A 14,360-nucleotide genomic window follows, 5' to 3' on the forward strand; every position below is an offset into this window, starting at 1 on the left:
TGGCCGTGTCGCTTACTCGCCGATCGGCTTCAGCGACGGCTTGACGTTGTCCAGCGAAAACGGCGACAGCAGACGTACCATCTGCGCGAACGCCTTCGGGTTGCCGGCCATCACTTCGCCCTGTTCCATCTGGCGCGATTCGCCGTTGTAGTTGCCCACCAGGCCACCGGCCTCGGTAATCAGCAGCATGCCGGCGGCCATGTCCCATGGCTTCAGGCCGCGCTCGAAGAAGCCGTCCAGGCGGCCGCATGCCACGTAGGCCAGGTCCAGCGCGGCGGCGCCCGGGCGACGCAGGCCGGCGCAGCTGCGCGTCATCAGCGCAAAGATTTCCAGGTATTCGTCCATCCCTTCCAGGTCGCGGAACGGGAAGCCCGTGCCGATCAGGCAGTCGGCGAGCTTGTCGCGGCGGGTCACGCGGATGCGGCGGTTGTTCAGGAACGCGCCGGCACCCTTGCTGGCCGTGAACAGTTCGTCGCGCGTGGGATCGTAGACCACGGCCTGCGAGGGCACGCCCTTGTGCAGCAGGCCAATCGACACTGCGTATTGCGGAAAGCCATGAATGAAGTTGGTGGTGCCGTCCAGCGGATCGATCACCCAGGTGAATTCGTGCTGGTCGTCGCCCTCGGCCCAGGACTGGCCGGACTCTTCCGCTAGAATGGCGTGCTCGGGGTAGGCGGTGCGGATGATCTCGATGATGGCGGCTTCGGCTGCGCGATCGACCTCGGTCACAAAATCGTTGTGCTGTTTGCGCGAAACGCGGACCAGGTCGACGTCGATCGACGCGCGGTTGATGATGGATCCCGCCTTGCGGGCCGCCTTGACGGCGATATTAAGCATCGGATGCATGAATCTCTCCAGGGGCCGCGCGGGACATGATTCGCGACGGCGGCATCCACCGGCAACGGGTGAAAGGCGCGCGAACCGCCCGGCATTGGCCGAACAGCACAACAGATTGTAGAAGAACGAGGGGCATCGCCCTGTTGGGCGCCGCACCGCAATTTGAAGGCGCCATTGTATAGGAACCCGGCCCGCTGTACGAGCCGATGGCGGCAAACCCCGCGGCAGGGGCATCCCACATGACTGAAGCATTGAATTCGCAGGCTGAACCCATTCCCGTAGCGGCCACAGAAAGTGGCGCAACAGACATTTTTTCGCGCGTGCGTGTGGTGCTGGTGGAAACCAGCCACCCGGGCAACGTCGGTTCGGTGGCGCGGGCAATGAAGACCATGGGCTTCGGCGGTCAGCCCGGCAGCCTGGTGCTGGTGTCGCCACGCGAGCCCGGCGTGCTGACGCACCCGGATGCCGTGGCGATGGCCAGCGGCGCCGATGACGTGCTGGCCGGCGCCCGCATCGTCGACGATGTGGAAAGCGCGCTGGCTGGCACGGCGTTCACCGTGGCGATGACCGCGCGCCAGCGCGAGTTCGGTCCGCCGCGCCTGCTGCCACGCGCCGCTGCCGCACGGGGCCAGGCCGTGCTGGCAGCCGATGGCGGGGGCGTCATTGCCTTCCTGTTCGGTAACGAGCGCTACGGATTGCCCAACGACGCCGTGCTGCGCTGTTCGGCGGTGACCCATATTCCGGCCAACCCTGCCTACGCGTCGCTGAACCTGGCGCAGGCGGTGCAGCTGATCGCCTACGAGATGCGACTGGCATTGCTGGAAGGGCAGCAGGTGGCGGGTGAGGCATCGGACGGGGCGCCGAATATCGGCTATGCTGGTGAGCCTGCCACGGCGGAACAGGTCGAATCGATGTTCGGCCATCTCCAGGCCGGGCTGGTGGCCATCGGATTTCTCGATCCGGACAACCCGCGCAAGCTGATGCCGCGTCTGCGGCGAATGTTCGCCCGGGCCGGACTCGAACGCGAAGAGGTCAACATCCTGCGTGGCATCGCCAAGCGCATGCTGCTGGCGAGCGACGGCGACGACAGGGCCGGCAGGCAGGGCAGGCAGACAGACGGCAACAAGGAAAGCTGAACCGTGATTTCCATCCCGGCATACGACATGCGCAACGATTCCACTGGCCCGACCCCCGGGCAGACCGGTGTTCGCGCGTGCGTTGGTCAGCCGCCGCGATGTTGAAGCCGTCGCGACCCGAAAAGCCCTGATGGCCTCAGGGCCCGGCGGCAGGCGCACAAATCTCTTACACTCCCTGCTCGCACGCGCCAAGGCCGTCCCCCAACGCAATCCAGAAGCACAAGACCGGCTCCTGACCGCGCCGGCGACCGTTCGCACGTTGGGCGAACGGCGTATCGGCGCGGCAACACGACACGACGAAGATGTTCACTCGCCTGAAGGAAGATATCGATGCCATCATGCGGCGCGACCCCGCCGCACGCAGCCGCCTGGAGGTGCTGACCTGCTATCCGGGGCTGCACGCCGTGATTTTCCATCGCGTGGCCCACGCGTGCTGGGGCGGTGGATTCCACTGGCTCGGACGCTGGATCTCGCACTGGTCGCGCTGGCTGACCGGGATCGAGATCCATCCGGCGGTCAGGCTTGGCCGCCGCGTATTCATCGATCACGGCATGGGTGTGGTGATTGGGGAAACAGCCGAAATTGGCGACGACTGCACGATCTACCAGGGCGTGACGCTGGGCGGTACGTCGCTCTACAAGGGCCAGAAGCGCCATCCCACACTGGGTGTCGGCGTGGTGGTCAGTGCCGGCGCCAAGGTGCTGGGCGGATTCGAGGTGGGCGATGGCGCCCGCGTGGGTTCCAATGCCGTGGTGCTCAAGCCGGTGCCGCCGGGCGCTACCGCAGTGGGCATTCCGGCCCGCATCATCATGCCCGACGCGCCGCCGCAGCAGCAGGGCGCGAAACAGGAATTCTCGGCCTACGGTATCACGCCGAACGCCGACGATCCGGTATCGCTGGCGCTCAAGAGCCTGATCGACAACGCGGCCAAGCAACATGACCGCATCGAGGCCGTACTGGCCGCGCTCGACCGGCTCGGCGAGCATCTCGAGAACACCCCGAACGACCGCTTTGACGCGAGCGAATTGCGCAAGCTGATGAAATAGGGGTACGGGCGACTGACTGGCAGGCCGAGCGGCGCGGCGTGGTTCGCGGGGCGGACGGCATCGTCAATCCACCTGCGACAGCAGCGTGAAGCCGCCGGTGTCCAGTTGCAGCACGGCCGCGCGAGGATGGCGGCCATCGAGGTCCCAGTCGGTCAGCACCCAGCGGTCGCCGCGCGCATGCGCATGGCGGGCCGGGCGGTGCGTGTGACCGTGTATCAGGGTAGGGGCGCCGCTCGATGCCAGCAGGGCATCGACGGCAGCCGGTGCCGCATCGCCATAGTCTGGCGGCGCTGCGCCTTCTGCCTGGCGCGCCCGTCCGGCCTCGCTGTCGGACCTCAGGCGGCGCGCGATCTTCAGCCGCGTGGCAAGCGGCAGCGCCAGGAACAGCCGCTGCACCCAGCCCTTGCGGGTCCAGTGGCGGAAACGGTTGTAGCGTGGATCGTCGGTGCAGAGCATGTCGCCGTGGCTCAGTACCACACGCTGCCCGGCGCAATGGATGATCGAAGGGTCCGGCAGCAACGTGGCACCGGCCGCATCGGCAAAACGCCGGCCAATCAGGAAGTCGCGATTGCCGTGCATCAGGTAGACCGGTGTCCCGGCATTGGCCAGCCGGCGCAAGGCGGCGGCCACCTCTGCCGCGAACGGCGTTTCGGTTTCCTCGTCGCCCACCCAGAATTCGAAGAAGTCACCCAGGATGAACAGCGTGCGTGCGTGCCGTGCGGCCTGGTCCAGCACGCGCTGGAAGGCGGCCAGCGTGCGCGGCATGCCGGGTGTCAGGTGCAGGTCGGAAATGAACCACGCCGGCGCCTGCACCTCGATCGGTGCGGCCGCCGGCGTGCGGTCGGATGCGGTCATGCGTGTCGGAGAGGTGTGTTCACCACGAGCGGCATGCCGCCATCGAAAGGAACGTTGTCGCCGGATTACTCGACGATGGTGGCCTTCTGGATCACCACGTCGTCCATCGGCACGTCCTGGTGGAAGCCCGAGCTGCCCGTGCGCACGCCCTTGATGGCGTCCACGACGTCGGTGCCTTCCACGACCTTGCCGAACACGGCATAGCCGAAGCCTTGCGGCGTGGGCGAGCTGAAGTTCAGGAAGTCGTTGTCCACCACGTTGATGAAGAACTGGGCCGTGGCCGAGTGCGGCGCGTTGGTGCGGGCCATGGCAACCGTGTAGCGGTCGTTCTTCAGGCCGTTGCCGGCCTCGTTCTCGATCGGGGCATCGGTGTCCTTCTGCTTCATGCCCGGCTCGAAACCGCCGCCCTGGATCATGAAGTTCTTGATCACGCGATGAAAGACCGTGTTGTCATAGTGGCCCTTGCGCACGTACGACAGGAAGTTCTCGACCGATTTCGGGGCCTTCTCGGCGTCCAGTTCGATCGTGATGACGCCTTGCGTCGTTTGGAGTTGTACCTTGCTCATGGGTTACCTCTGTTCGGTGACGGTTATGACCACGCGCGGTGCGCGCGGCCTTACTTGGTGACGACGGTGGCGGACTCGATCACGATCGGCGCGGCCGGCACGTTGCGCATGGCGCCGTAAGCCGTGGTCGGGGTGGTCTTGATCTTGTCGATCGTGTCCATGCCTTCCACCACCTTGCCGAATACGGCATATCCGTTGCCATCCGGCTGCGGGTAGTCGAGGTTCGGATTATCCACCACATTGACGAAGAACTGCGCAGTGGCGGAATTCGGATTCGACGTGCGCGCCATGGCTACCGTGCCGGCCTTGTTTTTCAGGCCATTCTGCGCTTCCAGCGGAATCGGCGCGCGCGTGGGCTTTTCCTTCATGTCGCGGTCGAAGCCGCCGCCCTGCACCATGAAGCCGTTGATTACGCGGTGGAAGATCGTGCCGCCGTAGAACCCGCTCTTCACATATTCCATGAAGTTGGCGACGGTCTTGGGGGCGGCGTCGGGATACACCTCGACCGTGAACTTGCCGGCGCTGGTGACGAACTGCACACGCTCGGTCTTCGGTGCGGCGGCGGCCGGGCTGGCGCCTTGGGCCAGGGCTGCCAGCGGGGACAGTGCAGTGGTGGCGGCCACCAGGCCAGCCAGGACGATGCGGCGGGAAAGGGTCATCTCTGGGACTCCGTCTTGCAATGCAGGTGAGCAGGTCGGGCAGGCGGCCGGCGCCGATGACGCCGGCATTGCCTGGGTGTCTAGCGGGCTGCCGGCGCGCTGGCCGGCGCCTTGCGCGATTTGGGGACGGCAGCCGGGGCCGAAGCCGGAGCCGGGGCTGCCACCGGTGCCACGCCCAACTGGCGCAGGCCTGCGGCGGCGCGCGTGTCGCCCGGGTTGCGGCGTACCGCGTCGCCATATGCCTTTTCGGCCAGCCGGCGATAGACATCGCCCAGGTTGCTGTAGGCGATGGCGTAGTCGGGCTTGGCGTCGATGGCGAGCAGCAGTTCGGCCTCGGCGCGCTTCAGGTCGCCGCGCTTGGCGTAGAGCAGGGCCAGGTTGTTGTGCGGTTCGGGCAGCTCGGGGAAGTCCTGCGCCATTTCGGCGAAGGCCTGGATGGCGTCGTCTTCGTGGCCGGCCTGCGCCATGGCCCATGCGCGCTGGAAGCGGGCCTGGGCGTTGCGCGGGTTGGTTGCCAGCACCTTGTCGAAGCCCTTGATGGCGTCCTCGTAACGCTTGTCGTTGACGGCCTTCTGCGCCGGCACCATGCCGGGGTCGGTGGACACCACGCCGCTGGTCGGTGCCGGCGGGGCTGGCATGGATACGGGCCCGTTCTGCGCCAGGGCCGGCGCGGCTGCCAGGGCCGCCGTCATCGCCAGCACGCCGCCGGCGGCGCGAAGGGCGGCCTGGGCGGTGAGGGCGGACAGGCTGGCGCTGCGGCGGGCCGTTGCAAGGATGGTGGTGGGCAGAAGCAGGCTCATGTAAGGGCGGTCCGTTATACTCCGCGGCATTCTAGCAAAGCGGCAGGGCGTGCAGGACAGGGCGCAATGCCGAGACCCGCCTCGGGCCGGCCCGACAAGCTTCCGGTAAGATATGGGGCCCGTGCGCCATCGCGCGCGCCGCATCGTCACCCAATCACATCGCTCCATGCAGCAACTGAACATCTACAACACGCTTGCGCGTGAAAAGCAGCCTTTCGTGCCTATCGAACCCGGCAAGGTCCGCATGTACGTGTGCGGCATGACCGTGTACGACTACTGCCACGTGGGCCACGCGCGCGTGATGGTGGTGTTCGATATGGTGCACCGCTGGCTGCGTGCCGCGGGCTACGACGTGACGTACGTGCAGAACATCACCGATATCGACGACAAGATCATCCGTCGCGCCGCCGAGAACGGCGAGACCATCGGCCAGCTGACCACGCGCTTCATCCAGTACATGCATGAGGACGCTGCCGCGCTGGGCGTGATCCGGCCGGACTACGAGCCGCGCGCCACGGAGTTCGTGCCGCAGATGCTCAACATCATCGAGAAGCTCGAGGCCAGGGGTCTGGCCTACCACGCCGCCGACGGCGACGTGAACTATTCGGTGCGCAAGTTCCCGGGCTACGGCAAGCTGTCCGGCAAGTCGCTGGAAGACCTGCGCGCCGGCGAACGCGTCAGCGCCAACGACGCCAAGCAGGACCCGCTGGACTTCGTGCTGTGGAAGTCGGCCAAGGAAAGCGAGCCGCCCGAGAGCAAGTGGGATTCGAAGTGGGGCAGCGGTCGCCCGGGCTGGCATATTGAATGCTCTGCCATGAGCTGCACGCTGCTGGGCGAGCATTTCGACATCCACGGTGGTGGCGCCGATCTGCAGTTCCCGCACCACGAGAACGAGATTGCCCAGTCGGAAGGTGCCAGCGGCAAGCCGTTCGTCAATATGTGGATGCACAACGGCTTCGTGCGTATCAATGACGAGAAGATGTCGAAATCGCTTGGCAATTTCTTCACGATCCGCGAAGTCCTGAAGCAGTACGACCCCGAAGTCGTTCGCTTCTTCATCCTGCGCGCGCACTACCGCAGCCCGCTGAACTACAGCGATGCCCACCTGGACGATGCCCGCCATGCGCTGACGCGCCTGTACACGGCGCTCAAGGAAACGCAGCCCGGCGGTTGCGCGGTGGACTGGGCCGAGCCGCACGCGCAGCGCTTTGCCGACGCAATGAATGACGACTTCAACACGCCGATCGCCATGTCGGTGCTGTTCGACCTGGCAAGCGAGGTCAATCGCACCGGATCGGTCCAGGCCGCCCACCAGCTCAAGGCGCTGGCCGGCACGCTGGGTCTGCTGGAGCGCGACCCGCATACCTTCCTGCAGGGTGGCACGGCGGCCGATGGCCTGAGTGCCGACCAGATCGAAGCCCAGATCGCCGCGCGCCGTACGGCCAAGGCCGAGCGCAATTTCGCCGAGGCGGACCGCATCCGCGCAGATCTGCTGGCGGCGGGCGTGGTGCTGGAAGACAAGCCGGGTGGCGCCACCGAGTGGAGGCGTGCTTGAACGCTGCCGTGCGCAAGCCGAAGTCCGTTGCCGTGGCGCCGAAGCCTGCCGGCAGGACTGCGGCCAGGCAGGCGCCCAAGGTAACGGCCAAGGCGCCGGCGCGGGACGTCGCCAAGGCACCCGCCACGGCCAGGGCATCCGGCAAGGCGCGCAAGCCTGACCTGCCGGAGGCGCAGGCCGTTCCGCTGCCGGTGGAGACGGTGGTCGACGCCGTGCGTCCGGCCTACTGGGACGAGGCCTGCGCGGACCTGATGAAGCGCGACCGCATCCTGCGCAAGATGATTCCTACGTACGGGCCCGCGCACCTGGTGTCGCGCGGCGATCCGTTCATTACGCTGGCCCGCTCGATCGTCGGCCAGCAGATCTCGGTCAAGGCCGCGCAGTCCGTGTGGGAGCGCCTGGTGACGCTGTGCCCGCGCGTTACGCCGGCCCAGTTCCTGAAGGCCGGTACGGAACAGCTGGCCGGATGTGGCCTGTCGAAGCGCAAGGCGGAATACATCACCGATCTGGCAGAGCATTTCAAGGCCGGTACTGTCCATGTCAAGGAGTGGGCCGGCATGGATGACGAGGCCGTGATCGCCGAACTGACCCAGATCCGCGGCATCGGCCGCTGGACGGCGGAGATGTTCCTGATGTTCAATCTGATGCGTCCCAACGTGTTGCCGCTCGATGACGTAGGGCTGATCAACGCCATCTCGGCCAATTATTTCAGTGGCGAACCCGTCACTCGCAGCGAGGCGCGCGAGGTGGCGGCCAACTGGGAGCCGTGGCGCACGGTGGCTACCTGGTATATGTGGCGCAGTCTGGACCCGCTGCCAGTGACGTATTAGTAACTGGATCGGATGGATTGCAGTGATGATGGCGTTGATTCTTGCCAAATATGCATAAGAATCAACATATTGTGCGGCGGTTTTCTGGATTTTTTCCGGTAGAATGCGCCCCTTCACAGACAGGTCCGCGTTTTTATGAAAACCACCTTCCTGGATTTCGAGCAGCCGATTGCCGAGCTCGAGGCAAAGATCGAAGAACTGCGTTTTGTGCAGGACGATTCGGCTGTCGATATTTCCGAAGAGATTTCGCGGCTGGCCGGCAAGAGCCAGCAGCTGACCAAGGATATCTATGCCAACCTGACCCCATGGCAGGTTGCGCAGATCGCGCGTCACCCCCAGCGTCCGTACACGCTGGATTACGTGCGCGAGATCTTCACCGACTTCCATGAACTGCATGGTGACCGTGCCTTTGCCGACGATCTGTCGATCGTTGGTGGCCTGGCGCGTTTCAACGGCCAGGCCTGCATGGTCATCGGCCACCAGAAGGGCCGCGACACGAAGGAACGCGCGCTGCGCAACTTCGGTATGTCCAAGCCCGAGGGCTATCGCAAGGCCAAGCGCCTGATGGAACTGGCCGACAAGTTCGGCGTGCCGATCTTCACGTTCGTCGACACCCCGGGCGCATTCCCGGGCATCGATGCCGAGGAGCGCGGCCAGTCGGAAGCCATCGGCCATAACCTCTATGTGATGGCTGGCCTGAAGGTGCCCCTGATCGCCACGATCATTGGCGAAGGCGGTTCGGGCGGCGCGCTGGCGATTGCCGTGGGCGACGTCGTGCAGATGCTGCAGTTCGCCACGTACGCCGTGATCTCGCCGGAAGGCTGCGCGTCGATCCTGTGGAAGACCGCAGAGAAGGCACCCGAGGCGGCCGAGGCCCTTGGCCTGACCGCGCACCGCCTGAAGGCGCTGGGCCTGATCGACAAGATCGTGAACGAGCCGCTGGGCGGCGCGCATCGCGATCCGAAGGGCATGGCAACGATGCTAAAGCGCACGCTGGCCGAATCGCTGCGCCAGTTCCAGGGCATGAGCGTCAAGGAACTGCAGGCCCGCCGCCACGAGCGCCTGATGGCCTATGGCAAATTCAAGGAAACCGGCGCCCAGGAGTGATGTGAGCGCTGAAGACTCGACGCACCTTACCGCGCGTCTGACCGACAAGGTCGCACAGGCTGTCCAGGCCAGTGCGGCCTTTGTTGTTTCTGAGGGCGGCCGGCCCGTGACCGTCGCGGTGGCGCTGTCCGGTGGCCGCGATTCGGTAGCGCTGCTGCATGCGACACGCGATGCACTTGCCGCGGCGTGCCCGCTGGCGCGCGTGGTGGCGTTGCACGTGCATCACGGGCTGCAGGCCCAGGCCGATGACTGGGACCGCTTCTGTGCGGCACTGTGTACGGACCTGCGGGTGCCGCTGGCTAGCACGCGCGTGACCGTGCAGCTCACGGCCGGCGAGGGCGTCGAAGCCGCGGCGCGGCGTGCCCGGCATGCGGCGCTGGGACGGATGTGCCGCGAGCAGGGTGCCCGGCTGCTGCTGTTTGCCCATCATCGCGACGACCAGGTGGAAACCGTGCTGCTGCGGCTATTTCGCGGCACCGGCGTCGCCGGCATGGCTGGCATGCCCACCAGCCGCCCACTCGATGCCCTGGGCGATGCCCATGGCGAGGTCCGGCTGCTGCGCCCCTGGCTGGACGTGCCGCGCGCCGACATCGATGCCTACTGCGCAGCGCATGGCCTGCGCTGGATCGACGATCCCTCGAATACTGACACGCGCTTTGCGCGCAACGCCCTGCGCGCCCAGTTGCCTGTGCTGCTGCAGGCCTTTCCCGCGCTATACGACAACGTTACCCAGGCCGCCGCGCATTTTGCGCAGGCGGCCGGCATGCTCGACGCGCTTGCCGCCCAGTCTCTTGCCAGGCTGGTCTGCAGCGGGCGCGACGCCGATACCCTTTCCGAGCTGAACCTCGCGGGTCTACGTGCCTTGTCCGCGGAGCATGCCGATGCGGTGCTGCGGCACTGGCTGCGCGATCTCGGCGCGTTGCCGCCATCCACGGCCCGCCTGGCCGCAATGCGTACCCAACTGATCGAGCATGACGGCGGCGAGCCCGCCGTGGCGCATGACGGCCTGATGCTGCGGCGTTTTCGCGATCGCGTGCTGGCTTGCCGTGCCGTGCCGGCCGGGGTGCCGGCGCCGTTCGCGTTCGAATGGCGCGGCGAGGCGCGCATCGTGGTGCCGGCCTGGCGGGGGGAATTGCGCTTCGACCGGGATGACACGTTTGGCGTGCCTGAGGCCATCCTGCGGGCGCCGCTGCGCCTGGCGGCCAGGGCAGGGGGCGAACGCATCGTGCTGCGCCCTGGCGGGCCGGCAAGGGCGTTGAAGCAGGCGTACCAGGAGGCGGATATCCCGGCCTGGCGGCGCGCCCATCTGCCGCTGCTGTGGAGCGGCGACACGCTCGTGCTGGCCGCCGGACTGGGCATGCACCGCCGCTGGCCGGCCGATGCGCCACATGCGCCGCGCTGGCGCGTGGCGTGGTTGTCAGGGCTGGAACGGGGCGATTAGACGTGTCGCTGACGGATAAATGGGGACAGATATAATCCTTTATGTGAATATTATTCACATAAAAATGACGCCGAATGTGTGGCGTTTTTGCGGGTTTTTCGCCCTTTGGCCTTTACGGGTAGCCACTCTTGGTGTAATTTCATCGGCTTTGCACAACCGCTGGCGTCGACAAGAAGATGGCTCTCATCGTTCACAAATACGGCGGCACTTCGATGGGTTCCACGGAACGCATCAAGAATGTCGCCAAGCGCGTGGCCAAGTGGCACCGCGCAGGTCACCGCGTTGTCGTGGTGCCTTCGGCCATGTCGGGCGAGACCAATCGCCTGCTGGGCCTTGCCAAGGAAATCTCCGCACAGCCGGACCCGCGTGAACTGGACATGCTGGCCTCTACTGGCGAGCAGGCCAGCGTGGCGCTGCTGGCAATCGCGCTGCACGGCGAAGGCATCGACGCGGTCAGCTATACCGGCTGGCAAGTGCCGGTGAAGACCGATTCGGCTTTCACCAAGGCCCGTATCGAGTCGATCGATGACGAGCGCATCCTGGGCGACCTCGATTCCGGCAAGGTGGTCGTGGTCACCGGCTTCCAGGGCATCGACGACGAAGGCAACATCACCACGCTGGGTCGCGGTGGTTCGGATACCTCGGCCGTGGCTATCGCCGCCGCCATCGAGGCCGACGAGTGCCTGATCTATACCGACGTGGACGGCGTGTACACGACCGATCCGCGCGTGGTCGAGGACGCCCGCCGGCTGGACCAGATCACCTTCGAGGAAATGCTGGAAATGGCCAGCCTGGGTTCGAAGGTGCTGCAGATCCGCTCGGTGGAATTCGCCGGCAAGTACCGCGTGAAGACCCGCGTGCTGTCGTCGCTGACCGACCCCCTGATGCCGCTCGAACAGGAAATGCATTCGGGCACGCTGATTACTTTTGAGGAAGAGTCTGAAATGGAAGCAGCCGTCATCTCCGGCATTGCCTTTGCCCGTGACGAGGCCAAGATCACCGTGCTGGGCGTGCCGGACAAGCCGGGCATCGCCTACCAGATCCTGGGCCCGATCGCCGACGCCAACATCGACGTCGACATGATCATCCAGAACCAGTCGGTGGACGGCAAGACCGACTTCACGTTCACCGTGCCGCGCGGAGACTACCAGCGCGCGCTGACCATCCTGAACGACAGCGTGAAGGCCCATATCGGTGCCGCCAGCGTGTCGGGCGACCCGAAGGTGTCGAAGGTGTCGGTGGTGGGCGTGGGCATGCGTTCGCACGTGGGCATCGCCAGCAAGATGTTCCGCACGCTGTCGGAAGAGGGTATCAACATCCAGATGATCTCCACCTCGGAAATCAAGATCTCGGTGCTGATCGACGAGAAGTACATGGAGCTCGCCGTGCGCGCGCTGCACAAGGTGTTCGAGCTGGATCAGGCGTGATCCGCTGCTGAAAATTCCGGCGGGCAGGATTGGCGTGATTTTTGTCACGGGTCACGAGAAATTCATTGACCAGTCGAAACTGCCTCGCTAGAATACGCGCTCTGTTGTGCAGCCTCCCTTGCACAACAAAAGTTTGGGAGACGTGGCCGAGAGGTCGAAGGCACTCCCCTGCTAAGGGAGCATCCGGGCCAAAACCTGGATCGAGGGTTCGAATCCCTCCGTCTCCGCCAGAAGACTACCCGGCCCCCGCGGGGGCCGGGTTCTGGTTTCACAAAGGGCTCTTACGCTCTCACCACCGTACCACGCAACGTACCAGACGGCGTACCATGCATGGAGAGGTGGATCTCATGAAATCCCATCGTTTTCCTAAATATCTTCATTGGCGCCCCGATAGTCAATTTCCGGCGTTCCGTTACACGGTCCCGCAGGACATACGGCCGTTCTGGACTGGCCCCAAGATCATTTGCAGAAGCTTGCGCTCGGCAGATCCGGCACGCTATCGGCAGTTGGTGGCCGACTACGTCAGCCATTACGACGCGTATTTCCAGCAGCTGCGCGCGGTGCACCTGCGTCCCTGGCGGCGGCTGGATGCCGGCAATGCGGGCAAGTTTAGCGCTGAGGTGAGTGGCACACTCGAGCAGGCGTTGTTGGACTGCGAAGCCCATGCGCGGCGGCAGGGATCCGCGCAGGGTGCCCTAGAGGGGCCATTGTTGGCGCGCAACGCGCAGCCCGAAGGGCTGCTGCCGCCGGATGCGCTGAGCGCGCACCAGCTCTGCATGGATCGCGTGGTGGCCGATCTGGGGCGCCAGGCCGCGCAACATGACTATAGTCCGGCAGATCCGTTTCTCGACGCCTTGCTGCCGCACTTGCATATCAAAGTCGATCGCGAGCAGATCGAGTATCAGAGCCTTCGTCTGAGCGCCATGCAGGCCTTGCTGCAGGCGCACCGCAAGATCCAGCTCCGCAATACCGAAAGGTTGATGTCGGGCGCCAGCGTTGCGCCGGTCATGGCGTCGCTGCCGTTGCCAATGACCGTACAGCCGCCATCGTTCAACGTCGAGCCCGTCGCGAATGCCCGGCTTACGACGGAAAAGACCGGGCTGACCGTTGACGACCTCACGAATGATTGGGTACGCGAGCGCGGGCGCAATCCGCGCACAGTGCTGGCCATGCGTGCCGCGATAGCGGAGTTCGCGACCTTTGCCCAGATTACGCATGCCAGCGAACTAGCCAAGGCCAAGGCGGTCGCGTTCAAGATTTACCTGCTGGAGCATGGCTCGGCCCAAACGGCGCAGAAAAAATTTGGTTTGCTTGCCGCCATCTTCAAGCTTGCAGTGGCCAATGGCCGGATCGAGCATTCACCCTTCGATGGGGTTTCGGTATCGCTGCCAAGGAATCAACCCAAGCCGCGCGTCTCCTTCGATGCCGACGATGTTCAGCGTATTTTCAGTCATCCGATCTTTGCCTCCCGCGCTGCCGTGTACTGCGGCAGCGCGGGAGGCGTCGCCGCCTTCTGGCTGCCGTTGATCGCTTGTTTTTCTGGGGCGCGATTGGAGGAAATCGGTCAACTCAAGCAACGCGATTTCAAGAAAGGCCTGGGCCTTCGACACCTCGACTATTTCGTGATCGACAACGCGGATGGAAATGCTACCAAGACGGTCACCTCGAACCGCGATGTGCCCCTGCATCCCGTGCTGATCCGCTTAGGTCTGCTTGACTATGTGGCATCGCTGCCCGGTCCTGATGCCCCACTGTTTCCCGATCTGATGCGGAACAAGTATGGAAGCTTGACCGCAAATTTTTCTAAGTGGTTTGGTGAGTTTTTGCGTAAAGATGTGGGCATTACAGACAAGCGCAAAACCTTCCATTCGTTTCGTCACGGTTTTGCGACCAACTGGAGGGCGTGTGAATTGCCTGAGCACATTCGCTTTGTGATCGATGGACATGCAATGGGATCAGTCGGTGCGACATATGGCGAGACGCCCTTGTCGTTGATGTCAAGTTGCATGAACAAGCTGGTGATTGAGGGCTTCCCTCTGTAGCGGAGCTGGGGGCTGCGATAGAAGGCGCATTCTCGTGGGGACACGCACGCGATGGCATC

At 64.8% G+C, this 14,360-nt stretch carries 13 protein-coding genes and 1 tRNA gene; 9 read left to right on the plus strand and 5 right to left on the minus strand.

Annotated elements, in window-relative coordinates:
- Positions 1-12: 12 nt before the first annotated feature.
- Positions 13-846 (minus strand): inositol monophosphatase family protein, encoded by an 834-nt coding sequence (locus tag ACOABP_RS14430; protein ID WP_474225726.1) that lies wholly within the window; start codon positions 844-846, stop codon positions 13-15.
- Positions 847-1,076: 230 nt separating this feature from the next.
- Between ACOABP_RS14430 and ACOABP_RS14435 the strand changes: the two genes are divergently transcribed.
- Positions 1,077-1,973: an RNA methyltransferase gene (locus tag ACOABP_RS14435; RefSeq protein ID WP_474225727.1), complete on the plus strand. Its 897-nt coding sequence runs from the start codon at positions 1,077-1,079 to the stop codon at positions 1,971-1,973.
- A gap of 302 nt (positions 1,974-2,275) precedes the next feature.
- A complete protein-coding gene (cysE, locus tag ACOABP_RS14440) occupies positions 2,276-3,019 on the plus strand; it encodes a serine O-acetyltransferase (RefSeq protein ID WP_474225728.1) in 744 nt (247 codons plus the stop codon).
- A gap of 63 nt (positions 3,020-3,082) precedes the next feature.
- On the opposite strand, the gene ACOABP_RS14445 is transcribed toward cysE, so the two are convergent.
- The 4 genes from ACOABP_RS14445 to ACOABP_RS14460 form a co-directional block, all read right to left on the minus strand.
- Positions 3,083-3,874, minus strand: a complete 792-nt coding sequence (locus tag ACOABP_RS14445; protein WP_474225729.1) for a UDP-2,3-diacylglucosamine diphosphatase — start codon at positions 3,872-3,874, stop codon at positions 3,083-3,085.
- A gap of 65 nt (positions 3,875-3,939) precedes the next feature.
- Entirely contained in the window at positions 3,940-4,440 is a 501-nt protein-coding gene (locus ACOABP_RS14450) for a peptidylprolyl isomerase (protein WP_474225731.1), read from the minus strand.
- A gap of 50 nt (positions 4,441-4,490) precedes the next feature.
- Positions 4,491-5,099, minus strand: coding sequence for a peptidylprolyl isomerase (locus ACOABP_RS14455; protein WP_474225732.1), 609 nt, complete (start codon positions 5,097-5,099; stop codon positions 4,491-4,493).
- An 80-nt stretch (positions 5,100-5,179) separates the two neighbouring features.
- Positions 5,180-5,899, minus strand: a complete 720-nt coding sequence (locus tag ACOABP_RS14460; protein WP_474225733.1) for a tetratricopeptide repeat protein — start codon at positions 5,897-5,899, stop codon at positions 5,180-5,182.
- 166 nt (positions 5,900-6,065) lie between these two features.
- Between ACOABP_RS14460 and cysS the strand changes: the two genes are divergently transcribed.
- From cysS to ACOABP_RS14495, 7 genes are all read left to right on the plus strand, one after another.
- Positions 6,066-7,454, plus strand: a complete 1,389-nt coding sequence (cysS, locus tag ACOABP_RS14465; protein WP_474225735.1) for a cysteine--tRNA ligase — start codon at positions 6,066-6,068, stop codon at positions 7,452-7,454.
- The gene (locus tag ACOABP_RS14470; protein ID WP_474225737.1) at positions 7,451-8,284 is read left to right on the plus strand and encodes a DNA-3-methyladenine glycosylase family protein; all 834 of its coding nucleotides are present in this window, start codon (positions 7,451-7,453) and stop codon (positions 8,282-8,284) included. The genes cysS and ACOABP_RS14470 overlap by 4 nt, the downstream gene beginning before the upstream one ends.
- A 135-nt stretch (positions 8,285-8,419) precedes the next feature.
- Positions 8,420-9,391, plus strand: a complete 972-nt coding sequence (locus ACOABP_RS14475; RefSeq protein ID WP_066738727.1) for an acetyl-CoA carboxylase carboxyltransferase subunit alpha — start codon at positions 8,420-8,422, stop codon at positions 9,389-9,391.
- Positions 9,357-10,832, plus strand: a complete 1,476-nt coding sequence (tilS, locus tag ACOABP_RS14480; protein ID WP_474225738.1) for a tRNA lysidine(34) synthetase TilS — start codon at positions 9,357-9,359, stop codon at positions 10,830-10,832. The genes ACOABP_RS14475 and tilS overlap by 35 nt, the downstream gene beginning before the upstream one ends.
- Positions 10,833-11,008: 176 nt before the next feature.
- Entirely contained in the window at positions 11,009-12,259 is a 1,251-nt protein-coding gene (locus ACOABP_RS14485; protein ID WP_474225740.1) for an aspartate kinase, read from the plus strand.
- A gap of 136 nt (positions 12,260-12,395) precedes the next feature.
- Positions 12,396-12,489, plus strand: a tRNA-Ser gene (locus tag ACOABP_RS14490).
- Between the two features lie 117 nt (positions 12,490-12,606).
- On the plus strand, positions 12,607-14,301 hold the full coding sequence (locus tag ACOABP_RS14495) for a hypothetical protein (protein WP_474225742.1): 1,695 nt from the start codon (positions 12,607-12,609) through the stop codon (positions 14,299-14,301).
- Positions 14,302-14,360: the final 59 nt, after the last annotated feature.

The organism is Cupriavidus sp. HE11 (genome assembly GCF_056097175.1).

Coding starts and splice junctions, on each gene's coding strand:
- ACOABP_RS14430 (WP_474225726.1), bottom strand. CDS start 846: ATGCATCCGATGCTTAATATCGCCGTCAAGGCGGCCCGCAAGGCGGGA.
- ACOABP_RS14435 (WP_474225727.1), top strand. CDS start 1,077: ATGACTGAAGCATTGAATTCGCAGGCTGAACCCATTCCCGTAGCGGCC.
- cysE (WP_474225728.1), top strand. CDS start 2,276: ATGTTCACTCGCCTGAAGGAAGATATCGATGCCATCATGCGGCGCGAC.
- ACOABP_RS14445 (WP_474225729.1), bottom strand. CDS start 3,874: ATGACCGCATCCGACCGCACGCCGGCGGCCGCACCGATCGAGGTGCAG.
- ACOABP_RS14450 (WP_474225731.1), bottom strand. CDS start 4,440: ATGAGCAAGGTACAACTCCAAACGACGCAAGGCGTCATCACGATCGAA.
- ACOABP_RS14455 (WP_474225732.1), bottom strand. CDS start 5,099: ATGACCCTTTCCCGCCGCATCGTCCTGGCTGGCCTGGTGGCCGCCACC.
- ACOABP_RS14460 (WP_474225733.1), bottom strand. CDS start 5,899: ATGAGCCTGCTTCTGCCCACCACCATCCTTGCAACGGCCCGCCGCAGC.
- cysS (WP_474225735.1), top strand. CDS start 6,066: ATGCAGCAACTGAACATCTACAACACGCTTGCGCGTGAAAAGCAGCCT.
- ACOABP_RS14475 (WP_066738727.1), top strand. CDS start 8,420: ATGAAAACCACCTTCCTGGATTTCGAGCAGCCGATTGCCGAGCTCGAG.
- tilS (WP_474225738.1), top strand. CDS start 9,357: ATGGCAAATTCAAGGAAACCGGCGCCCAGGAGTGATGTGAGCGCTGAA.
- ACOABP_RS14485 (WP_474225740.1), top strand. CDS start 11,009: ATGGCTCTCATCGTTCACAAATACGGCGGCACTTCGATGGGTTCCACG.
- ACOABP_RS14495 (WP_474225742.1), top strand. CDS start 12,607: ATGAAATCCCATCGTTTTCCTAAATATCTTCATTGGCGCCCCGATAGT.